The sequence below is a fragment of the Glutamicibacter sp. BS14 genome, from assembly GCF_056934375.1.
This window is the reverse complement of the sequence record NZ_CM167801.1, coordinates 3432784-3454383: the sequence shown is the minus strand read 5'-3', so window position 1 is coordinate 3454383 and position 21600 is coordinate 3432784. Positions and strand designations below refer to the sequence as shown.

At 60.4% G+C, this 21600-nt stretch carries 22 protein-coding genes; 16 read left to right on the top strand and 6 right to left on the bottom strand.

What is annotated here, in order from left to right:
- Positions 1-166 precede the first annotated feature (166 nt).
- Positions 167-400 carry a hypothetical protein gene (locus AC1Z36_RS16355; RefSeq protein WP_105657146.1) on the top strand — a complete coding sequence of 78 codons (234 nt, stop codon included), beginning with the start codon at positions 167-169 and terminating at the stop codon, positions 398-400.
- Between the two features lie 9 nt (positions 401-409).
- Here the strand turns inward: AC1Z36_RS16355 and AC1Z36_RS16350 are convergent, their stop codons facing one another.
- The 3 genes from AC1Z36_RS16350 to AC1Z36_RS16340 all read right to left on the bottom strand — a co-directional run bounded on the left by AC1Z36_RS16350 (position 410) and on the right by AC1Z36_RS16340 (position 2894).
- On the bottom strand, positions 410-859 hold the full coding sequence (locus tag AC1Z36_RS16350; protein ID WP_105657147.1) for an SRPBCC family protein: 450 nt from the start codon (positions 857-859) through the stop codon (positions 410-412).
- A 28-nt stretch (positions 860-887) separates the two neighbouring features.
- Positions 888-1694, bottom strand: a complete 807-nt coding sequence (locus AC1Z36_RS16345) for a glucosamine-6-phosphate deaminase (protein ID WP_105657148.1) — start codon at positions 1692-1694, stop codon at positions 888-890.
- A gap of 69 nt (positions 1695-1763) precedes the next feature.
- A complete protein-coding gene (locus tag AC1Z36_RS16340; RefSeq protein ID WP_181148822.1) occupies positions 1764-2894 on the bottom strand; it encodes an ROK family transcriptional regulator in 1131 nt (376 codons plus the stop codon).
- 192 nt (positions 2895-3086) lie between these two features.
- Between AC1Z36_RS16340 and AC1Z36_RS16335 the strand changes: the two genes are divergently transcribed.
- Both AC1Z36_RS16335 and AC1Z36_RS16330 read left to right on the top strand, forming a co-directional pair.
- A complete protein-coding gene (locus AC1Z36_RS16335) occupies positions 3087-3647 on the top strand; it encodes a GNAT family N-acetyltransferase (RefSeq protein ID WP_105657150.1) in 561 nt (186 codons plus the stop codon).
- 63 nt (positions 3648-3710) lie between these two features.
- Positions 3711-5624, top strand: coding sequence for a penicillin-binding transpeptidase domain-containing protein (locus AC1Z36_RS16330; RefSeq protein ID WP_105657151.1), 1914 nt, complete (start codon positions 3711-3713; stop codon positions 5622-5624).
- A gap of 16 nt (positions 5625-5640) precedes the next feature.
- Here the strand turns inward: AC1Z36_RS16330 and AC1Z36_RS16325 are convergent, their stop codons facing one another.
- The gene (locus AC1Z36_RS16325) at positions 5641-6240 is read right to left on the bottom strand and encodes a GNAT family N-acetyltransferase (protein WP_181148823.1); all 600 of its coding nucleotides are present in this window, start codon (positions 6238-6240) and stop codon (positions 5641-5643) included.
- An 85-nt stretch (positions 6241-6325) separates the two neighbouring features.
- On the opposite strand from AC1Z36_RS16325, the gene AC1Z36_RS16320 reads away from it, so the two are divergent.
- From AC1Z36_RS16320 to AC1Z36_RS16295, 6 genes are all read left to right on the top strand, one after another.
- On the top strand, positions 6326-6877 hold the full coding sequence (locus AC1Z36_RS16320; protein ID WP_105657153.1) for a maltokinase N-terminal cap-like domain-containing protein: 552 nt from the start codon (positions 6326-6328) through the stop codon (positions 6875-6877).
- Between the two features lie 84 nt (positions 6878-6961).
- A complete protein-coding gene (gatC, locus tag AC1Z36_RS16315) occupies positions 6962-7258 on the top strand; it encodes an Asp-tRNA(Asn)/Glu-tRNA(Gln) amidotransferase subunit GatC (protein ID WP_038989805.1) in 297 nt (98 codons plus the stop codon).
- 5 nt (positions 7259-7263) lie between these two features.
- Complete coding sequence (gene gatA / locus AC1Z36_RS16310) at positions 7264-8802, top strand: Asp-tRNA(Asn)/Glu-tRNA(Gln) amidotransferase subunit GatA (protein ID WP_483561464.1); 1539 nt, start codon at positions 7264-7266, stop codon at positions 8800-8802.
- Positions 8803-8807: 5 nt separating this feature from the next.
- Positions 8808-10316 carry an Asp-tRNA(Asn)/Glu-tRNA(Gln) amidotransferase subunit GatB gene (gatB, locus tag AC1Z36_RS16305; RefSeq protein ID WP_105657155.1) on the top strand — a complete coding sequence of 503 codons (1509 nt, stop codon included), beginning with the start codon at positions 8808-8810 and terminating at the stop codon, positions 10314-10316.
- A gap of 143 nt (positions 10317-10459) precedes the next feature.
- Positions 10460-11392: a hypothetical protein gene (locus AC1Z36_RS16300; RefSeq protein WP_146112253.1), complete on the top strand. Its 933-nt coding sequence runs from the start codon at positions 10460-10462 to the stop codon at positions 11390-11392.
- A gap of 63 nt (positions 11393-11455) precedes the next feature.
- Positions 11456-11998, top strand: coding sequence for a GrpB family protein (locus AC1Z36_RS16295; protein WP_105657157.1), 543 nt, complete (start codon positions 11456-11458; stop codon positions 11996-11998).
- On the opposite strand, the gene AC1Z36_RS16290 is transcribed toward AC1Z36_RS16295, so the two are convergent.
- On the bottom strand, positions 11952-12899 hold the full coding sequence (locus AC1Z36_RS16290) for a GlxA family transcriptional regulator (protein ID WP_105657158.1): 948 nt from the start codon (positions 12897-12899) through the stop codon (positions 11952-11954). The two genes, AC1Z36_RS16295 and AC1Z36_RS16290, sit on opposite strands and share 47 nt — an antisense overlap.
- Before the next feature lie 70 nt (positions 12900-12969).
- Here AC1Z36_RS16290 and AC1Z36_RS16285 point away from each other — a divergent pair, with 70 nt between their 5' ends.
- The 3 genes from AC1Z36_RS16285 to AC1Z36_RS16275 all read left to right on the top strand — a co-directional run bounded on the left by AC1Z36_RS16285 (position 12970) and on the right by AC1Z36_RS16275 (position 14467).
- Positions 12970-13545, top strand: coding sequence for a cysteine hydrolase family protein (locus AC1Z36_RS16285; protein ID WP_208294210.1), 576 nt, complete (start codon positions 12970-12972; stop codon positions 13543-13545).
- Positions 13546-13634: 89 nt separating this feature from the next.
- Positions 13635-14174 (top strand): GNAT family N-acetyltransferase, encoded by a 540-nt coding sequence (locus AC1Z36_RS16280; RefSeq protein ID WP_105657159.1) that lies wholly within the window; start codon positions 13635-13637, stop codon positions 14172-14174.
- 119 nt (positions 14175-14293) lie between these two features.
- Positions 14294-14467 (top strand): hypothetical protein, encoded by a 174-nt coding sequence (locus AC1Z36_RS16275; RefSeq protein WP_166650654.1) that lies wholly within the window; start codon positions 14294-14296, stop codon positions 14465-14467.
- A 26-nt stretch (positions 14468-14493) separates the two neighbouring features.
- Here the strand turns inward: AC1Z36_RS16275 and AC1Z36_RS16270 are convergent, their stop codons facing one another.
- Positions 14494-14967 (bottom strand): mycothiol transferase, encoded by a 474-nt coding sequence (locus AC1Z36_RS16270; RefSeq protein WP_105657160.1) that lies wholly within the window; start codon positions 14965-14967, stop codon positions 14494-14496.
- 63 nt (positions 14968-15030) lie between these two features.
- Between AC1Z36_RS16270 and AC1Z36_RS16265 the strand changes: the two genes are divergently transcribed.
- From AC1Z36_RS16265 to AC1Z36_RS16250, 4 genes are all read left to right on the top strand, one after another.
- On the top strand, positions 15031-15966 hold the full coding sequence (locus tag AC1Z36_RS16265; RefSeq protein ID WP_105657161.1) for an aminoglycoside phosphotransferase family protein: 936 nt from the start codon (positions 15031-15033) through the stop codon (positions 15964-15966).
- A gap of 1709 nt (positions 15967-17675) precedes the next feature.
- Entirely contained in the window at positions 17676-18863 is a 1188-nt protein-coding gene (locus AC1Z36_RS16260; protein WP_105657162.1) for an ROK family protein, read from the top strand.
- A gap of 120 nt (positions 18864-18983) precedes the next feature.
- The gene (locus tag AC1Z36_RS16255; RefSeq protein ID WP_483561463.1) at positions 18984-20585 is read left to right on the top strand and encodes a peptide ABC transporter substrate-binding protein; all 1602 of its coding nucleotides are present in this window, start codon (positions 18984-18986) and stop codon (positions 20583-20585) included.
- Positions 20586-20669: 84 nt separating this feature from the next.
- Positions 20670-21593: an ABC transporter permease gene (locus tag AC1Z36_RS16250; protein ID WP_105657164.1), complete on the top strand. Its 924-nt coding sequence runs from the start codon at positions 20670-20672 to the stop codon at positions 21591-21593.
- Positions 21594-21600 lie beyond the last annotated feature (7 nt).

The window sequence follows — 21600 nt, the reverse complement described above, 5'->3', positions numbered from 1 at the left end:
CTGGCTGTCGAGGTCTGCTGCATCGGGGTCATTGGCCTTGATAGGGGTAGCGGTTTACTGCCGTCGTGGCGACTAATCCACTGTACACGTGGAGCCGTCAATAATTCCCCTCGCAGGCCGACGGCGATGAGCCCTCGGATCCAACTTCCAGTCCCGCACTGCAACCGTGTACTCCGTCATCTTGGAGCGGGGCGAAGCCATATTGGATCAAGGCCCGGATCTGAAAATCCCGGTTAACGCCGACGGTTCGTTCACCCACGTGCTTCCGGTGGATGCCAGTGAATTGCCCAGCCCGATGGCCGTCATCGTCCAGGCGCAGCCGCAGACCGGAGAATGCGGGGAATCCGACTCCTGCGCGGTGCGCCAGTGGGCTGTGGTCATCGAGCCACAGGACCGCTAGCGAGCAGGATTAGCCTTGCGCGTTGACCAGGTAGTCGTTGCGGATCCGGATGAGCTTGGGCAGGTACCAGCCAAGCACGAGCCGCTCGGCTAGCCAGCCCAAGGGACCCATTGGAGCGCTGAAGCGGATCTTGTCCACCATCAACGTCCCCTGGTCCGACTCGTAGAATTCATGGACGTGGTGGAAGGACTTGAAAGGCCCTCGCTCCTGCTGGTCGGTGAACGTGTGCGGGGCATCCAGGTCGGAAATCCTCGAGGTCATCCGGAAGGGGATGCCGAAATGCTTGGCACGCCAGGTGACCTGCTCGCCTAATCCGATAGTGCCGCTGGTAACCCCCGCCACGGCCTTTTCCTGCGAATCGGCCATTGAACCGGCGTGCGCGTCGATGCTGAGCGATTTCTCGAAGAGGTCGGCACGTGAAGCACCGCAAAGCGTAACGCATTCAAAGTAGACGGCCATGGCTTCAGTATGCCATTGACTGGGCGGTTTAGCTGACCACGAGGTCTACGACGGTCAGTTCCTCAGCCGCGTCATCGTAGTATTCACGCAGTTTCAGCCCCTTGGCTGCCGCTTCATCAACTACTACCACTGCATCCTGGTGCAGCTGCAGGACGGATGCCGGGCAGGAAGCTGACAGCGGCCCTTCTACGGCAGCGGCAATGGCTTGGGCCTTGCCCGCGCCTACAGCCACCAGGACCAAGCGGCCGGCGTCAAGAATAGTACCTAGTCCCTGGGTGACGCAGTGGGTGGGAACGTGCTCGATGCCGTCGAAGAACCGGGCGTTGTCTTCACGGGTATTGGCCGCGAGGCGCTTGATGCGGGTGCGGCTTCGCAGCGCGCTGCCTGGTTCGTTGAAGCCCAGATGCCCATTGGATCCGATGCCCAGAATCTGTACGTGGATGCCACCGGCCTGGGCGATGGCGTCATCGTACGCCCGGGCCGCCGTCTCGATGGCTTCCACGGATGCGGCCATGCCCTGCGGTACATGCAGGCAGCGGGCAGGCAAGCCGATGACATTGCAGACCTCGTTGATCAGCGTCTGGCGGTAGGACTGTTCGTGGGTGTCCGGGATCCCGATGTACTCATCCAAGGCGAAACCCTGGGTATCGGTGAAATCGGCACGGCCTTCCTGGACCGCACGGGAAAGTTCACGGTATAGGCCCAACGGAGACGAACCTGTGGCAAGCCCCAAATTCGAGGGGGCTCCAGCGCTGTGGTGGGCCAGGCCGGCCAACACGTTGTCGGCAGCGATGCGTGCAACTTCTTCAGGGGATGAACCAATGAGCACTCGCATGGTGGGCACTCTCCGATCTTGGCAGTGATGATTAGTGGAATACAGGTATGGAGAAACCGGGCGGCCCCGCTAGGTGATCCCCAGTTCATGGAATAGCACGTTGACCGCGCAACCTCGGAGCACCAGATGCTCTGGATCTTCGCTCAGCGAAAGCCGGAAGTTCTCGGCGCGTGCCGTATGCGAGCGCAGGGCCAGTGCTTCGCGTAGCGCTTGCGCGAGAGGCTGATCCACGACTTCCGGGGTCCCGGTGAAAATGACATCGCGAATGTCGAGTACCGAAAGAAGCGGGGCAAGTGCGCCAGCAAGATACGCGGCGATCCGCTGATCCAGCTGTTCCTTTGGTTCCCCCTCGGCCAGGGACTTCCAGATTGCAGGAACGGAAGCATAGGCTTCCAGGCAGCCGATTTGCCCGCAGCTGCATAAGGCAGTGTCCTGCGCACGCTGGCGGACATGGCCCAGCTCGCCGGCGGCGAAATCCGAGCCGCGCACCAGGGTGTTGTGGGTGATGACGCCGCAGCCTACACCGCGCCCCAGGCGCAGCAAGATCATGTGGTCGCTGCCTTGGCCGAACGTGTGCTCGGAAAGGATGGCGCAGTCGGCGTCATTGAGGACATGAGCGGCCAGGCCGGTAGCCTGCTCGACCGCAGATCGCAGGTCGTAGTCGCGCCATCCGAACTTTTCGGCTGCGAGGACAATTCCCCGATCGGTCACTACACCGGGCGAGCCAATGCCCACGCCCAGAACCGGTGCGTCGCATTCGGCTAGTGCGGTGTCGAGCAGCTCCAGGAGCTGGACCGTCGCGGCTTCACCGGTTGCTTCGCGTGCCTGGGCAGAAAACTTCTTGAGGATGGCGCCATCCAGGTCCATGATGGCCGCCCGGAACGGGACAACGCCGGATAAGTCCACGCCGATGATCCTGAGCCCCGGGCGATTCAAATCGACGAGGGTGGAGGGCTTGCCGGGGCGTTTTTGCTCTTGCTGCCCGGTCTCAATGACGTGCGAGCGGTTGATCAATTCCGCGACCAGTTCCGAGACGGTGACACGTGTCAGGCCGGTAGCGCGTGCCAGATCGGCACGGCTCGAAGCGCCTTGGTCCGAAAGTGTTTGCAGAACCAGAGAGAGGTTGTGCTCCCTCCCATGGGAGGGCAAAATAGCGCTGCCGTGCGACAGCACATTCCAGTCCTTGCGTGGGGAAGTCACAGGGTTAGTTAACTCCATTAACAAACTTGCGGGCAAGTTTTTCTCCAAGTTATTCGCAAGGCACTATTTCCCACCGCGAATCACTGCAGATCAGAGAAGAATTGCTCAGCAAAAATTTCAGCCAGAGCATCATTTGCCTTGGGCTCGGTGACGTGCAGAAACCCCCTGAGCTCGTGGCACACTTGGAGCATCATGACTGACACGCAAACTTTTTCAACCAGCATTGGCGACTTGTCGATTGAACTGGCTGCTCCCGAGCACTACCAGCGTGTGGGGGAGCTGACCGCAGAGTCCTATTTTGCCGCTGGGCATTTCGACAGCCCGGATAACGAGTACCTGGACTTCGTGCGCAAGGTGGCCGAGCGTGCAGCCCAGACCGAAATCTACGTGGTGCGCCGGGAAGAAGAGATCATCGGTTCCATGACCTTGATCCGGGCGGGCAGCGACTATGCGGACATTGCCAGAGCGGACGAGCTGGAAATCCGCATGCTCAGCGTTGATCCGGCCGCGCAGCGCAGGGGTGTTGGCCGGAGCATGGTGCAGGCCGCCATCGAGCGCGCCCGGCTCATTCCCGGAATCAATGCCGTCTCCCTGACTACCGGCAGCAGCTGGGATTCTGCCCGGGCACTGTATGAATCCCTCGGATTCGTCCACTATCCCGAACGCGACTGGTTTGTGCCGAACACCGATATCGAATTGGTTGTCTACGCCTATAGCCTGCAGCCAAGATGGATTCAGCCTGGATCCAGGTGAACCGCCCATGACTTCGGCGGACACACGTTGTGGTCTGTCCGAGCGCGTGAATAGAATGGCGCCATGAGTGCTATTCGCCGAAGTGTTGCCGCCCTGTCCGTTGCGTCCCTGGCCATGGGCGCACTAAGTGCCTGCAGCGCTGGCGCGCCAGACCCGGCGCCTTCGGCCGATGCACTGGTATCCGCCATGAATAGCGGCGATTTCGGCTCAGTGCAATTCGCTGGGACCAGCCCGAAAGATGCAGCGAAAGCCCAGGAAACTGCCTTTGGCACCATGGGCGAAATCAAGCACACGAGCACCGTTCGTTCGGTGGCCGAAGACGAAGAAGAGCAAGATGGGGTCAAGACAGCTACCGCGAGCATCACCACGGTATGGGATATCGACAAGTCGGACAAGGATCTGAGCTACGACACCCAGGCTGTGTGGGAATTCGACAAGGAATCCGATTCCTGGAAACTGCGCTTTGACCCGTCAATTCTTGCCCCTGAGTTCGAAACCGGCGACTACCTCAAAGCGGCCTTCGACCCTGCAGCACGAGGCAGCATCACCGATGCAGAAGGCGAAAGCATTGTCTCCAATCGGCCGGTGATTCGTGTTGGCATGGATAAGACCCACACCGGAAAAGAAAACTGGGAAAGCTCGGCGAAGAAACTGGCCAAGCTCGTGGACATCGATGAACAGGCCTATGTGCAACGAGTGATGGCCGCTGGCGACAAAGCCTGGGTGGAAGCAATTGTCTTGCGCGACGACGCAACGCGGGAAGTCACCGACGAGGAAATCAAGGGCATTCCGGGTGCCGGCTTCCACAACGACGAGCTGCCCTTGGCACCCACTCGCTCCTTCGCCCGCCCGCTGCTAGGCAGCGTTGGCAAGGCCACCGCCGAGAATATCGAGAAGTCTGAAGGCAAGGTCAAGGCCGGTGACCAGGTAGGCCAATCAGGATTGCAAGCCGCCTACAATGACACCCTCGCGGGAACTGCAGGAGTCTCGGTATCGCAGTACAACGCTGAAGATGAAGCGGTAGCGGAACTGATCACCACAGCCCCGGTAGCAGGCAAGGATCTGAAGACCACTTTGGACACCGGACTGCAGGAAACCGCGGATGAACTGCTGGCCGAAGCCGAATCGAACTCTGCCATCGTGGTCATTCGGCCCTCTGACGGCAGCGTCCTCGCGGCCTCCTCGGGCCCGGTTTCTTCCGGGCTGAACACCTCCTTGCAAGCTTCCTATGCACCGGGTTCTTCCTTCAAGGTCGTGAGCGCCTTGGCGATGCTGCGTGACGGAGCGACACCGGGCACCGAGGTCAAGTGCCCGGCAACCACGGTGGTGGATGGCAAGAGCTTCAAGAACTATGACGGCTATCCTGCTGCCGCCGTAGGCACCATCCCGCTATCCGAAGCAATCGCGCAGTCATGCAACACGGTCTTTGTGAATCAGGGAACGGAAATTGGCGGCAAGAACCTGGCTGAAGCCGCGGCTGCTCTCGGCTTGCTGGCAGAGGACGGAACCGGTGCCGGCGCAGTGTTCGGTTCGGTGCCCGAAGATTCTGAAGGCACCACCCAGGCCGCGAACATGATTGGCCAGGGCGTGGTGGAAGCATCGCCACTGGGCATGGCCACCGTGATGGCATCGATCCAGGCGAAGTCCACGGTGCAGCCCAAGCTGATCCTGGCGCCAGAACCCCAGGCACCTGCCAAGCCGGCTTCCACGCTGAGCGAAGAGGAAGCAGGGCAGCTGTCCACCATGATGGCCGAGGTCGTGGACCACGGAACCCTGGAGGACCTGAAGGCAGTAGGCAGCGGAAAGATCATCGGCAAGAGCGGCACCGCCGAATACGACGGCGAAAAGAACGCGCATGCCTGGGCCATCGCCGCCCAAGGCGATCTGGCGGTTGCCGCGTTCGTCGAGGATGGAGACGGCGGAGCCCAGACGGCGGGACCGCTGGTGAAGTCCATGCTGGAGGAAGCGGCCAAATAGTAGCGCGGGGTGCTGCTCAGCCCCGCTGGGCGAAGTATTCGCCGGCGAGCAGGCTCAGCTGCACCTGGTCGTGGAATACGCCATTGTGGAAGTACACCTCGCGTTGGCGCCCCTCCTGGGTATACCCGGCTTTCTCATAAGCCCGGATGGCCCGCTGGTTGAAGGCGGCAACGCACAGGCTAATCCGGTGCAGTCCCAACTCGCGGAAACCATAGCCGGACATCAACGCGGTGGCACGGGTGCCGAAACCCTGGCCGACGAAGTCCGGGCCGATCATCACCGCCATTTCAGCGGCGCGATGGGGCAACTGGCCGCCATGCAGCGTGATGTGCCCGATGAAGGTTCCGCTGCCGCGCTCGAAGATGCTGAAGCCGGCATCGCCGGAAGAGGGCTTGTTCTCGCTCCACTGTGCGAATATTTCCACGAGCGGAGCCCCGGGACGCGGTTTGATGGTTCGTTGCTGGAGCACCGCCCAGGCCGGGTCGTTCCACCACCCGGCCATGACCGAGAAGTCCTCGTGCTCGGACTCGCGCAGTTCAATGGCGGCATCCCGCAGCAGGTTCTGCCCGTACTGCTGCGCCTGCTGAACTTCATCCCATGGCTCATGTGTGTGCATGAAACCATCGTAGGAGCTATCGGCTGGCCAAAGAACCGTTGCGCTAACACTTGTGCCTAATACCAGCAATTGACAGACTAAGCTCATGGGAATCGTCTACAACACCACCATGTCTCCAACTAAGACCGAGTTGGTGGCAGCCTGGCTGGCCAAGCAGGAGTTCTACACCGGCCAGGGCGCGCCGAAACTTGAAAGTGTTGGCGGATTCCGTCTGGAAGACCCGCAGGGTGAAGTCGGTATCGAGCTGAGCTTCTACGCTGACCACAGCGATACCTCTGACGTGATTTACCACGTTCCGCTGACCTATCGGGATGCCCCGGTTGACGGTGCGGAACGCTACCTCCTGGGAAGGAGCGAGCACGCGATTCTGGGCACCCGCTTTGTCTATGACGCCGCCGGCGACCCCATTTTCATCGCCCAGGCACGTGAACTGCTGGCCGGAAATGCCACGCCGCAGCACCGGTCCGAGTCCTTTACCGCAGATCCGCGGATCCTGGTCCGCGGCGAGAGTCGGGGCAAAGACGCGGTGATCATCCGCAAACCGGTAGCCGGCGATCCCGCCGAAGCCGGTGTTATCGGGATCTGGGAGAACGCCCTCGGCCAGGACCTGAGCGGTTTGGTATTGCGCACAGCATAACTAATGCCCCGCATATAGGCATTGGGGCAGGCGCGTAAGGGATAGACTTGTCTATGAAACCCAACCGCCATTCTAGGGAGATACATGTCTGCCATCAGCCGTGAGGACGTTGTGCATCTGGCACACCTTGCCCACATCGAGATGAGCGACGCAGAGCTGGACAAAATGACCGGTGAACTCGACGCTATCGTCGGTGCCATCGCGTCCGTCAGCGAAGTCGCCGCCTCCGACGTCCCAGCCACCAGCCACCCGATCCCGCTGACCAACGTGTTGCGCGAAGATACGGTGGGGCAGACGCTGAGCATTGAAGAAGTTCTGCTCAACGCGCCTGATTCGGACTCGGACCGCTTCAAGGTCCCGGCTATTCTGGATGGTGAATAATCCAAGTGAACGAACTGATTAAGCTTTCCGCCACCGAGCTGGCCGCCAAGCTGCGCGCCGGCGAAGCCACCTCCGTTCAAGCAGTCCAGGCCCACCTGGACCGCATCGCCGAGGTTGACGGCGCACTGAATGCCTTCCTGCACGTGAACGCCGAAGAAGCGCTCGCCGTCGCAGCCGAAGTTGACGCCATCCGTGCCGCCGGCGGCGCGCAGGCCGAAGCCCTGCACCCGCTGGCCGGCGTGCCCATCGCGATCAAGGACCTGATCGTCACCAAGGGCCAGCCGACCACCGCCGCATCGAAGATGCTCGAAGGCTGGATGAGCCCCTACGACGCGACCGTGATCGAGAAGATCCGCGCTGCCAAGCTGCCGATGCTGGGCAAGACCAACTTGGATGAATTCGCCATGGGTTCCTCCACCGAGCACTCCGCCTACGGCGTGACCCGCAACCCGTGGAACCTGAACCGCATTCCGGGCGGGTCCGGCGGCGGCTCGGCCGCAGCCGTGGCCTCCTTCGAAGCTCCGCTGGCACTGGGCACCGACACCGGCGGCTCCATCCGCCAGCCAGGCGCCGTCACCGGTACCGTCGGCGTGAAACCGACCTACGGTGCCGTCTCACGCTACGGCGCGATCGCCATGGCCTCCTCGCTGGACCAGATCGGCCCGGTCTCCCGTACCGTGCTGGACTCGGCCTACCTGCAGGAACTGATCGGCGGGCACGATCCCAAGGATTCCACCTCGCTGCCCAACCCGCTCGAAGGCCTGGTTGCCGCCGCTGAATCCGGCGCCACCGGGGACATCAAGGGCCTGCGCATTGGCGTCATCAAGGAACTGACCGGCGAAGGCTACCAGGAGGGTGTCCAAGCACGCTTCAACGAGTCGCTGGAACTGCTCAAGGCCGCCGGTGCAGAAATCGTCGAGGTTTCCTGCCCGAACTTCAAGTACGCGCTGGGCGCCTACTACCTGATCATGCCGTCGGAAGTTTCCTCCAACCTGGCCAAGTTCGATGGTGTGCGCTACGGCCACCGCGTGCTTCCGGAAGAGAGCCCGATGACCATCGAGCGCGTCATGGGCTCCACCCGTGCCGCCGGCTTCGGCGACGAGGTCAAGCGCCGCATCATCCTGGGCACCTACGCCCTGTCCGCCGGCTACTACGACGCCTACTACGGCTCGGCGCAGAAGGTCCGCACGCTGATCCAGCGCGACTTCGAGGCCGCTTTCGAGCAGGCCGACGTGCTGGTTTCCCCCACCGCGCCGACCGTCGCCTTCGAGCTGGGCGCGAACGACAACGACCCGCTGGCCATGTACCTCAACGACGTGGCCACCATCCCGGCCAACCTCGCTGGCGTTCCGGGCATCACCGTCCCGGGCGGCCTGTCCGAGAACCTGCCGGTAGGCATCCAGTTCCTGGCCCCGGCCTACGAGGATGCCCGCTTGTACCGTGCCGGCGCAGCACTGGAAACCCTGCTCGAGAAGCAGTGGGGCCACTCGCTGATCTCGCAGGCACCAGCCATTGACACCGCTTCGATCGCGCAGGAGGCCTAGGCACCATGAGCAACTACACCGATGAACTGGTCGACTTCGATACGGCACTGGATCGCTACGACCCGGTCCTGGGCTTCGAGGTCCACGTCGAGCTGAACACCAAGACCAAGATGTTCTCCGACGCGCCGAACGCTTTCGGCGATGCCCCGAACACCAACGTCACCCCGGTAGACCTGGGCCTGCCCGGCGTGCTGCCGGTGGTCAACAAGACCGCCGTGGAGTACTCCATCCTGATCGGCCTGGCACTGAACTGCCAGATCGCGCAGAAGTGCGGCTTCGCCCGCAAGAACTACTTCTACCCGGATACCCCGAAGAACTTCCAGACCTCCCAGTACGATGATCCGATTGCCTTCGACGGCTACCTGGACATCGAGCTGGAAGACGGCGAAGTCTTCCGCGTCGAGATCGAACGCGCCCACATGGAAGAAGATGCCGGCAAGCTGACCCACATGGGTGGCGCTGCCGGGCGCATCCAGGGTGCGGACTACTCGCTGGTTGACTACAACCGTGCTGGTGTTCCGCTGGTGGAGATCGTGACCAAGCCAATTACGGGTGCCGGCAAGCGCGCTCCCGAGCTGGCCAAAGCCTACGTGGCCGCCGTGCGCGAAATCGTGAAGAACCTGGGCGTTTCGGATGCCAAGATGGAACGCGGCAACGTGCGTTGCGATGCCAACGTCTCGCTGATGCCCAAGGGCGCGGAGAAGTTCGGCACCCGTACCGAAACCAAGAACGTGAACTCCCTGCGCGCGGTGGAGCACGCCGTGCACTTCGAGATCGAGCGCCACGCAGCGGTGCTGGATTCCGGGGCGAAGATCGTCCAGGAAACCCGCCACTGGCATGAGGACACCCGTTCGACCACCTCGGGCCGCCCGAAGTCGGATGCCGATGACTACCGCTACTTCCCGGAGCCGGATCTGGTGCCTATCGTCACCACTGCCGAATGGGTCGAAGAGCTGCGCGGCCGCCTGCCGGAACCGCCAGCCGAGCGCCGCAAGCGCCTGAAGGCCGAGTGGGGCTACGCGGACAAGGAATTCCGCGACGTGGTCAACGCCGGTGTGCTCGACGAGATCGAGCAGACCATTGCCGCTGGCGCCAGCGCCGCTGTGGCCCGCAAGTGGTGGATGGGCGAGATCGCCCGCCTGGCCAAGGCCGCGGACAAGGACATCGCCGATCTGGGCGTGAGCGCTGCGACCATCGTTGAGCTGAACTCGCTGATCGAGGCGAAGAAGATCAACGACAAGATCGCCCGCCAGGTGCTGGAATTCGCCATCGCCGGCGAAGGCACCCCAAGCGAAATCGTCGAGAAGCGCAGCTTGGCTGTGGTGAATGACGATGATGCCTTGGGCAAGGCCGTGGATGATGCCATGGCTGCCATGCCTGATGTGGTCGAGAAGATCAAGGGCGGCAAGATGCAGGCCATCGGTGCGCTGATGGGCCCTGTCATGAAGGCCACCCGCGGACAGGCCGACGCCGGCCGCGTGCGCGAAATCGTGATGGAGAAGCTGGGACTCTAGTCCCCGGACTCCAGCCCTGGCGCCAGCCTCGGACTTCCAAGCGTGAAGTCCGAGGCTGGCGTTTTTTAACAAGCATTACACGCAAGCGGTCTTGATGGCACAAGTTTTTATGAGTCGTTTTTATATTCAGTTATCATCTGAACATGGTCAATGCATCTCGTGGAGCAAGAATTTTCAGCACGGTGGCCGCGGTTGGGCTGCTGCTCACTGGGTGCAGCGAACCAGAGCCGGACCTGGAATCCTCAACGCCAACGGTAGTTCCTTCGCCGAGCAAGGAAGAACCTGGGATCGAATCCCTGCGAGATGCGGATCTTGGAAACGCAACCTGGATGGATCCGATGGCGCTCGATGGCAAACCCTCGAAGATCCGTCTTGAGAATTCGAAAGCCAGCGATGAATTCAACAGCTATGAGCTGGGCAAGATCGTCTACGCGGATCTGGATGGCGACGGCGTAGACGATGCCGTCGCATCGTTCATCAGCACGTCCGGCAATGCCTATTGGGAGCACTTCGTTGCCTGGGTTGCGACGGAGGAGGGGCCAGTCCAGGTTCCCGGCGAGATCGCTTATTCGCATAATTGCGGATCCACCGTTGCGAGCGTGGTGCCAGCCACGCAGGGCGTCAAGGTCACTGAGTACCTGCGCAGCGATTTCCAGAATACTGCCTGCGCGGAAAATGGCCCGCTGGAACAGGTTCGAACGGTAGGCGTAAAACAGTATTCCGGCGATGACCAGTACTACCTCGTGCGCACGGACGGTCTTGGAGGCGACGGTGGATACTGCCACCCGGAGGCAAATGGCGACACCATTTCCGTGTCGATCCCCGTCTATTCTGCCCCGAACGCCAAGAGCGAGATGCCTCTGGACGATCAAGAAATGATGGGCTACCTGGCCGGACCGGAAGCCATGGAAAAGGTCACCGACGACGGGCAGTGGATGCTGGGCACGGTGCTGATCAGGGATGGGCAAGCGGTGTCGGGCATGCAGACGCGCTGCGCGTGGATGCCGACGATGAAAAACCCGCTGCATACCGACGGGGAAGCGGTGCTGGGTGAAAACGGCCAGCCGGCTGGATAGGGCGAAGTGGAACCTGCCTGGAATTGCACCTTCCGGCTTCCGGCATCGAGGCATACTGGATAGATGAATAGCGAATGGTTTGATAAGCCCGGTGGTGAACCTGTCCATCTTGTCGAGCATGATCCGTCGTGGGCCGTCCAGGCCGCTGATTGGATGCTGCGCATCCAGGACGCCATTGGTCCTGCCGCGGCATCTGCAGAGCATATCGGGTCGACAGCAGTTCCGGGCCTCATCGCCAAACCAGTTCTCGACCTCCAAATAGCTGTTCCGGATATTTCAGAAGAGTCCGCGTACCGCAGCGGCCTCGAAGCGCTGGGGCTTGTGCTGCGGCAACGGGAGACCGGCCATCTCTTCTTTCGTCCGCCCGCGGGAGAGCCCCGAACAGTGCATGTTCACGTGTGCCAACTCGGTTCGGTCTGGGAACGCGAGCATCTGGTGTTCCGCGATCGACTGAGGGAAGACGCCAATGTTGCTACCGCATATGCCGAGCTGAAACAGGACTTGGCCACGAGGGTCGGGGATGACAGGATCGCTTATGCGCGAGGCAAGGCGCAATTCATCAAGGACGTTGTCGACGGAAAGCCGCTGCATGGCCGGTCGGCGTGATCCCCAATCGCGACGAGAAATGCTTGCGCAGCAGATCATCAGAAGCAAAGCCAACCTGACGGGCAACGGCGCCAACCGACAGGTCGCTTTGTTCCAGTAGGCGTTGGGCCTCGCTGATTCGAAGATCATTGAGCCATGCAATAGGTGTTGTCCCGACCGCGTCTGAGAACCACCGGTGAAAAGTCCGTGGTGACATTGCGCAGACCGCTGCTAGTTCTTGGACGTTCCAATGCCGTTGAAGATCTTGGCTGACTGCCAGATGCAGTTGTTCAACTGACGGCGATGAATTCCCAGGGATGCTGGTATCCGCGTATTGCGCTTGGGTTCCCGGTCTGAAAACAGGGGTGACCATGGCCTTCGCGATAGTTTCTGCAGCGCTGGTTCCCCAGTCTAGACGTACTAGATGGAGTAATAGATCAACTCCTGCGGTGACTCCAGCCGAAGTCCATACTTTGTCCTCGCCACAATACAAATCCCTCGACTTGACGTTGACCTCTGGATAACGCCTTGCAAGTTCATTGGCAAAACGCCAGTGAGTCGTCGCGCTTCGCCCATCGAGCAGTCCTGCAGCGGCGAGTGTGAATGCGCCGGTACACAACGAGGCGACAAGGACCCCGGCGGAAGCAGCTCGTGCAACTGCTGCCACTTCCTGCGGGTGAGGTTCTGCGAGCGGATTCTCGCTTCCTGGAACCACCATCATGTCGAGTTGCTCCACCGAAGCAAGCGGATGTGTGCGCCGTATTGAGCGAACCGGGTCAAGAGCGGTGACCGTGGTTGCTGCGAGGATTCGAACTGCGGGCCGGGGGAGACCACGGTCGGTTCGGTCGTCGTACACCTCGCGTGCAACTTCGATATCAAATGCTCGACGGCCCGGCCCAACTAGAATCCCCACGATGGTCATGGCGCAATCTTATCGAACCATGTCATTTATGCCACTGGTTGGGTTCCTCGATCCCTGATGAAGTAGAAGCATGATGACAAGTACAAAGACCGCATTGATCGTGGTTGACATGCAGCAGGGTTTCTACGACACCTCATGGGGCCCGACAACCAACTACCCGCAATGCGAGAACAACGTTGATCGGCTTCTCTTGGAGTGGTCCCAAAAGAACATGCCGATAGTGATCGTCAGGCACGATAGCCGAAATTCGGACTCGCCCTTGTTCGTGGAAAGTCCCGGCAATAATCTTCACGAATCGGTGCAAGCGGTCACCCCTGATCTGTTCGTAACCAAGTCAGTGAACTCATCATTTTATGGCTCCCCGGATTTGGGCCAGTGGCTGAGGTCCAATCAGATCAAAAAGATCGTGGTTTGCGGAATCCAAACCAACTTGTGTGTAGAAACCACCGCCCGGATGGGCGGAAATCTGGGATTTGACGTCATTGTGCCTCTCGATGCCACACGAACTTTTGATCTGGCAGGACCTGACGGCACGGTAATACCGGCAGCCACTCTGATGCAGGTTACGGCGACCAATCTTCACGGAGACGGCTTTGCGCTGGTGGTTTCGACGCAAGAGATTCTGGATTCATTGAAAGCGGCCTGACATGGAAGCAGATATTCGGCCGGGTGCTGTCGCCACCGGATTCATGTTTACGCTGACTGGATCCGGCATGTCTTCTATAGGCTGGCCCCATGAATATCTCGTTCACAGCAATGGTACCGGAAGACAGCAGTGCCATCGCCGCTTTTCTATCAAGCAACAGCTTCCCATTCCATGTCCGTCGGAACTGGACAGAGCCGGAGCTGAGACGACTAGTCGATAGCGGAAGATATTGGAACAGCGAGCGCCAAGGATTCTGGATTATTGGCGAGGGAGAATGCTTGGGAATGGCAGTACTCGAAGATCTGGAAGACGACACTCCCATGCTTCACCTGCGCTTGGCGGAAAAGCACCGGGGATCAGGCCTGGGTACCCTCGTACTGAGGGAATTGACCGCCAAGGTGTTCACTGATTTCCCCGGCACCTTGCGCTTCGAAGGCCAAACCAGGGAAGACAACATCGCGATGCGCAAGACTTTTCTTCGCGCCGGATTCCTCAAGGAGGCGCATTACCGGATGGCGTGGCCCACCGGCGACGGGCGCCATCTCGCCTCGGTTGCCTACGCGATCCTGCGCCAGGATTGGGAATCCGGGACCGCTACCCGCTTCGATTGGGAAGATCTGGACCTGTGAGCGGCGCGCGGTCCTGCGGCATTTGATTTGGCGCCTCTGGCAACTGCGCACTGATCCTGCTAGGGTTTCACACCAAATCAACTACCGCTGAGCGGTAGAAGGCTTCTAGGAGGGCAGTCATGGCTGCATGGCCCAGAATCGCGGCGCTGGCCATGCTGCTGGCCGCCATGGTGGCATTGATGGCATTCCAGTGGCTTCCAGCTCTCTTGTTCTTGCCTGCTGCAGGAGCCTTGCTCGTTTGGGACGGCTCTGCGCGCGGACGCTCTTCAGGCCCCGGGAAAGGCCATGGGTAGGCCAGCTGTGACCTGCCGGATGCCTTTCACGACGCGTCCTTGGCCAAGTGATCCCGGGTGATTTCCAGATGCCCCAAGTGCTGGCAGAGCTCTTCGAGCACATGCAGCAGCACGCCCTGGCAGGTGGACATCCAGTATTCGCCCTCCCTGCCTGGCGGGGCCGCAACGGGAGCATCATTCATGCCCGTGAGCGCCAGGTCGTTGGCGAACGCCTTCCTGGCCTCATGCGCCAGTTGCAGGGCAGCCTCCTTGTCCATCACCGCGGTGAACTCGGCGGCCCGATCGCGGGGGACCTCGAGGCCGAGATTGACCGTGGAAGACCAGCGGCGCATCATCCCGCAGCAATGCAGCACCAGCTGCACCGGCGAATTGCTGCCGTGAACTGGCAGGACGCTATTGGCTTGTTCCTGCGGAATGCTCGCCAAGGCTTCGGTAAGCTGGTCGAATTTCTCTAGCAGGAGCGTGGCGAGGATCTGCTCGCCGGGTGCAGGGGAGTCCATGCACCGATTCTAGAACGATTCGCGCGGCAGCGTGAGCCATGCGGGGTGCACTAGCATTGAGCAATGACTTCTTCTGTCTCCACGGATAAGGGAATGCCGCCAGCCGAAGTTGAAATTGACGCGGAGCTGGTCAGGCACCTGCTGGTTAGCCAGGCGCCGAACTGGGCGAACCAGGACATTGCCTATCTGGCTACCGGGTGGGATAACGAGGTGTACCGGCTGGGTGCTGAGCTGGTGGTGCGCCTGCCGCGCCGGGAACTAGGCGAGGCCATTGGACTCAAGGAACGGCGTTGGCTGCCGCAATTGGCCGCCGAGACCGGACTGCCCATCGCCATGCCGGTCTTCGTTGGCCGGCCCGCGCCGCAGTACCCCTTCACGTTCTCCATCTGCCCCTATGTCCCGGGCCGCAGCGCAGCGACGGTGGACCGCCGCAGGCGCGATGGCTACGCCGGAGAATTCGCGCAGTACTTGTACCGGCTGCACCAGCCTGCCGGAGCGTCCGGACCGCACAGTGAATTCCGCGGGGTGCCGCTGGCCGCGCTCGACAAGAAAACCCGCAAGCAGATTTCGGCGCTGGACCCTACATTGCACGAACCGGCCCTTGCACTTTGGGAAGACGCAGTGGCCGCGGCACCGCATGAAGGCGCACCGCTTTGGTTGCATGGTGATCCGCATCCGCACAACACGATTGTCAACGACTCAGCCAACGACGATGCCACGGTTTCGTTGGTTGATTTCGGAGATCTCTGCATTGGTGATCCAGCCAGCGACCTTGGCATGTTCTGGATGCATTTCAGCCCTGCAGCAATTTCGGAGGCATTCGACCAGTACGGGGCAGAACCCCGAAGCTCGTTATGGCGACGTAGTCGAGGCTGGGGTCTGAGATATGCAATGTTGACCGCAGACCTCGGCCCTGATGATCTTTTGGGCGTCATTGGCCGTGAAACATTGGGAATTTTGCTTACCGATTCCGAATCAGCGGCGATTGCCGGTAATTGAACGATGGGCGGGTCCGTAACACAATGCGCCATGGGAATGAGCTTCGAATACCTTTTAGGTGGTCAGCTGGGCTTTCAGCCTATTTTCTCTACTCTAAGATTCCATCACTGTTGTCTAGATGATTTGCGGGTGAAGAGTTACGGAAGCGCGTCGAACTGAGAGATGTTGCCCAGGTCAATATTCATTTGAGGGTACGGTATCTGAAGGGTTGATGGGGTAAGCATCAAGAAGAGGATCCTGGAGGATCTTTTGCGCGGTCCGTCGCTCGCATCCGACTACGAGACTTCTCGCGTAGATGTCCTGACCGACGAACCAGCGAAGATTCGAGGGCCACCAGTACATCGGCACACGCTCCGTTGACGTCGTGGACAAGAGGGAAGCTCCGCGCTGATCCGTCAATTTTCCGGAGTAGAGCAGCATTTCGCTTTGATACGGAGAAAACATCGTGGTCTGTTCATGAAATCCATGGCATACCCGGCCCAGGAAGCGAAAGAGTGGGTGCTCGGATCTGGATCGAGGGTTTTGGTCAGTTGCCTTGCAAGACTGGCGGGTGGATTTCCCCTGTCGGGTACCCGCCAGTAACCCTCCGGTTACTTGGCGTCTTTTTTCACTGCGAGCTCGGGCCACTGGATCCATGCCCGAGGCTGACTCCGTTCCTGCCCATGACATCCGTCCGGAGGATAGTTGAACCGTCTCGAAGTTCGACCGGATTGAGGACCAGCACATACGATTCGTAACCAGAGGGAATCACTGAGGTCACTGTGTTTCCCGTTTAGTCCAGCAGCCTGGCGACAGCTTCTGCTGGATGCATATCGGCTTCATAGCGCGAGGTATGCATGGACGTAGACTACCCTGGCTCGATGGCTGAATCCAGTGAAGCCCGATTCGCTTGATATGGTTCCAGTCGGAGAGGAGTAAAGACCAAAATGAACTTGGTTGAGCCTTCCCACAACCATGCTTTGCAGCCACGCCGATTCGGCAAAGGCGGACGTATTTCTTAGCTGGAAAAGTGTGCTTCAAGCTGCTCGGTTCGAGGGCTGATGAAAGCGACTTGCTAGCCTCTTACGGCCACAGCGATAGAAGAACGCTCTACGCGACAGCAGCAGAAATGTCGAATGCGGGGGACCGAGCTCCTTGAACAGCAGCACCGTCCAACCAGGCTATGGGCTGGCAGATGGTGTTGTGGATCGGCGGCAAGGTGATCCCATATCGCCGGGTTTAGCACACGGGGCACAACATTGCTTTTCAAGTTCCGAAGCGCGCTGTTTCCCGCAGTCCGCCCTACTTTACCCACCAGCTTCGCGGCTTCCCACACGGGATCTTCTGCCGCTGAAAGTGCGCGCGTTGGAAAGGGCGCGATCAACCGGTTTTCCGTACAAAGAAACCCGCTGCGCCGAACGAAGCGAAATGCGAGAGTCCTTGCATCACATGTTGTTGATGGCGTACTTGCGGCTTGACGGGGAATATGCCGCAGCCAGCGAATGGGGCAGCGAAAAGTGGTCCGAATGGATGCTGCGGCCCCAGAAAATGGCGAACCAACCAGAACGAACCGGTCCGCTTCGTTCCTGGTGTAATAGCTGGTTGGGCTGCGTAATTCTGCTCAATCATGGCCTCTGAATGCCACCTGTGTTCCCGAAGTTGACCCGCACAGTGACACAATAAGCCAAGTAGCCCCTTCAGGTTGCTGTCATGGAAAGGACCTTCTCCGCATGTCCCGCAAGTCCGACCCGGCCCGGGTGCGCAACTACTCGATGGTGCTCCAGGAGATTTTCTCTTCGCCCGGCGGCTCCCGCAAGGATGTCGCCGATGCCCTGGGCATCAGCGCCGCATCGGTTACCGGCATTGCGGCGAGCTTGCTGGAAAGCTCATTAATCAGCGAAGCCGAACCAATGGCTGTGGGGCAGGGGCGGCCCAGGGTCCCATTGCACGTTGATACCAAGTCCAATCTGGTGATGGGCATCCACCTGGGACCGCGAGTCACCGGCGTGGTGCTTACCGGGCTGGATGGGGTGGCCAAGGCCTCGGTTCTCGTGCCGCATGATGGCTTGGGCGCCCAAGAGTCCTTCAAGCTGGTCATTAACCAAGCGAAACAGCTGGTGGACGAGCATGCCAAGGGGAGGCCAATCTTGGGGACCGGGGTAGCCACCGGCGGCATTGTCGACCGGATCAACGGGCGGATTGTGGAGAATCGCGGTGCTCGTTGGCAACAGGTTCCCGCGGTGCAGATGCTCGAAGAATTGCCCCAGCCGATTATTCTGGACAACAATGCCCGCGCAGCGGCGCAGTCCGAGCTGTTCTATGGGCATGGCGCCACGGAGCGCGATTTCCTGCTCATGGTGATCACCTCGGATTTGGGCGCGGTTTTAGTCAGTGACGGGCGGATCCGCGCCGGCTGGTCGCAGCATGCCGGGAACATTGCCCATCTTCAAGTCAGTGACCAGGGGTTCCCTTGCGATTGCGGACGCAGTGGCTGCCTGCAAGTCATGGCAACCGACGAAGCTACCGTACGCCGGGCGCATGAGGCCGGTCGCCTTGATGTGATGCATTATGGCGATATTGATCGGCTTTATGACGCTGGTGATGAACAGATCCGTGCCCTGGTCGCTGATCGCGACACCTTTGTCGCCCGGGCCGCTGCGATGCTCTTCGACCTGCTGGACCCGGGGCTGCTAGTAATCGCCGGGACCCCGGCCGAACGCCCCGAAACCCGGACCCTGGTCCAAACGGTGGTCGCGGAGAATTCCCTGCAGGGCGCCCAGGCCTCAAGCCGCGTAGTCTACTCCAGCGACCATTCGCTGTCGCTGTCGATCTTCGCAGCCAGCTTGATGGTGAACGAAGTGCTGGCCAATCCGCTGGCCTTTATTGATCGGCTGCATGCGGAGACAGAGGCAGAATAAGCCCCGGAAAGTGTTGACAGTCACACCTTCTGCAATGTTTACTTTATTTCATAAAATAAATAAAGTGACAGCGGCCACGAGCCCGGCACAGGTGCCGGTAGCCGCTCAGGGAGGAACAAGATGGAACGACAGAAGAAAACTGCGCTCGTTGCCTGTGTCGTATCGCTGATGCTCGCCGCAACCGGCTGCTCATCAGCCAGCAGCCAAGCGGAGCAAGTCGGTGATGGATCCGGTGAGGCAACCTTGTCATTCATGACCAGCGAGCCAAAGAGCATCGTGCCGCAGAAGGATCCCGGAAGCCAGATCGGTATGGCGCTGTGCGCGAACCTGATGGAAGTGAATTCCGAAACCCAGAAGCTGGAACCGCTGGCCGCCAAATCGGTGACCAGCGATGATGCCCAGGTCTGGGATATCGAGCTGCAAGACGGATGGACCTTCCACGATGGCACCCCGGTAACGGCACAATCCTTCGCCGATGCCTGGAACGCCACCGCCACCGGATCCAACGCCTGGCAGGGCAATGGCACCTTCGTCTCCTTCGAAGGCTATGACAAAATGAACCCGCTGGATGGAGGCAAAGCCAAGGCCAGCGAGCTCTCCGGAGTCAAGGTTGTGGACGACACCCACATGGAAGTCACTCTGAAGGCGCCGAACCGCGACTTCCCGGCAATTCTGAGCACCAACCCGACCTGCCCGATGCCGCAAAGCGCATTCGATGACGAGACCGGTTACGACCAGGCACCAGTTTCTAACGGACCATACAAGTTCGACTCCTGGGATCACAACCAGCAGGTAGTGATGGAGAAATGGGACGGTTTCAAGGGTGCCGAGGGCTTCAGTGGCGGAGCCGAGAAGCTGATTGGTAAGATCTACACTTCCGTGGATCCGGCCTACACCGACATGACCGCAGGCAACCTGGACATGATCCGCAACGTGCCGGCCACCATGGTGGACAAGGCTTCCAGCCAGCTGGGCGAAGAAGCGCTGTACAAGGTCGCAATCGGCTCCAAGCAGCAGACATTGCAGGTCCCTGACTACGTCGATGAACTGACTTCCCCGGCTCTGCGCCAGGCGATCTCCATGTCCATTGACCGCGAAGCGATCGCCACCTCGCTGCTCAAGGGTCACGCCGAGCCATCTGACTCATTGGTCCCGCCATCGCTGGAATCCTACGTTCCCGGATCCTGCGAAGCATGCACCTTCGACCCCAAGGAAGCCAAGGAGATCCTGGCTGATGACGGCGGCTTTGAAGGCACGCTGACTATCGAAAGCAACTCCAACTCCGACCAGCAGCTGGTGCAGGCCATTGCCAAGCAGATCCAGGACAACCTGGGCATCAAGGTGCAGATGAAGCCGATGCTGGGCACCGAGCTGTCCGAGCGCCGCAACAACCAGAAGCTCGAAGGCGCAGCCTTCGGCTTGTGGGGCTGGTCGTACATGTCTCCTGACCAGTACCTGAGCCAGTATGAGACCGGTGGCGACGGCAATCTGGCCACCGGCTACTCCAATCCAGAAGTGGACAAGCTGCTACGCGCGGCCCGCGCCGAGATGGATGATGGGAAGTCCACCGAGCTGTTCAAGCATGCCGAGGCGAAGATCATCAAGGATCTGCCAGCCATCCCGCTGTTCATCCCGACCGACTACGGCCTGCAGTCCAAGTGCGCCGTGCTCAACGACGTGCAGGGCGACCTGCAGTACTACCGCGCGGGCTACGGCTGCTAGCACCACCAGTCTCCGGCGGGCGGGCCATGAAACGAGTCATGGGTCCTCCCGCCGGTACACACTATTCTTCTTAAGGGGTAACCAATGCTGGGTTATACCGTGCGGCGCATCTTGCAGATGATCCCGGTGCTACTGGGCGCCACCTTCATTATCTACGCACTGACCTTTCTGATGCCGGGCGACCCGATCTCGGCGCTCACCGGCGAACGCCCGCTGCCCGAGGCCACCGTGATGCAGATCCGCCAGGCCTACCATTTGGATGACCCGTTTTTCGTCCAGTACGGCAATTACATCCTCGGGGTCTTCCGCGGGGACTTCGGCATCGACTTCTTCGGCCGCCCGGTACTGGATTTGATCCTCGAGCGCTTGCCGGTGACTTTCGCGCTGGCGCTGACTGCCTGGGTGCTCAAGCTGTTCATTGGCCTGGTTATCGGCGTTTACGGAGGGCTGCGCCGCGGACAGTCGGGAGACCACTTCGCACTGGTGTTCACGGTGCTGTTCATGGGTGTACCGGGCTTCGTGATCGCTCTGGGCGCACAGACCTACTTCGGTGTGCACTTGGGCTGGGTGGACCCGGCCGGCATCCGCGCGGGCTGGCCCATGGCCTTCATTCTGCCCGCCTTGGTCATGGCCTTCGAGGCCGCCGCCGGGCTGGCCCGGCTGACTCGCACCTCGCTGGTGGAAGTGCTGCGCGCTGAATACCTGCGCACCGCCAAGGCCAAGGGCCTTTCCCCGCGGCGGATCATCTGGGGCCACGCACTGCGCAACGCCATGATCCCGGTGGTGACCTACCTGGGCCTGAGCCTAGCCGGCATGCTCGGCGGCGCGGTCATCATCGAGGCCATCTTCAACATCCCGGGCATTGGGGGACTGATGGTCAGCTCCATCAACAACAAGGAAGGCACAATCGTGGTTGGCATCGCTACCTTGCTGGTGCTGGTGTACTTGGTTTTCAACCTGCTGGTTGACCTGACCTACGGCCTGATCGATCCACGGGTGAGAATATGAGTTCGAG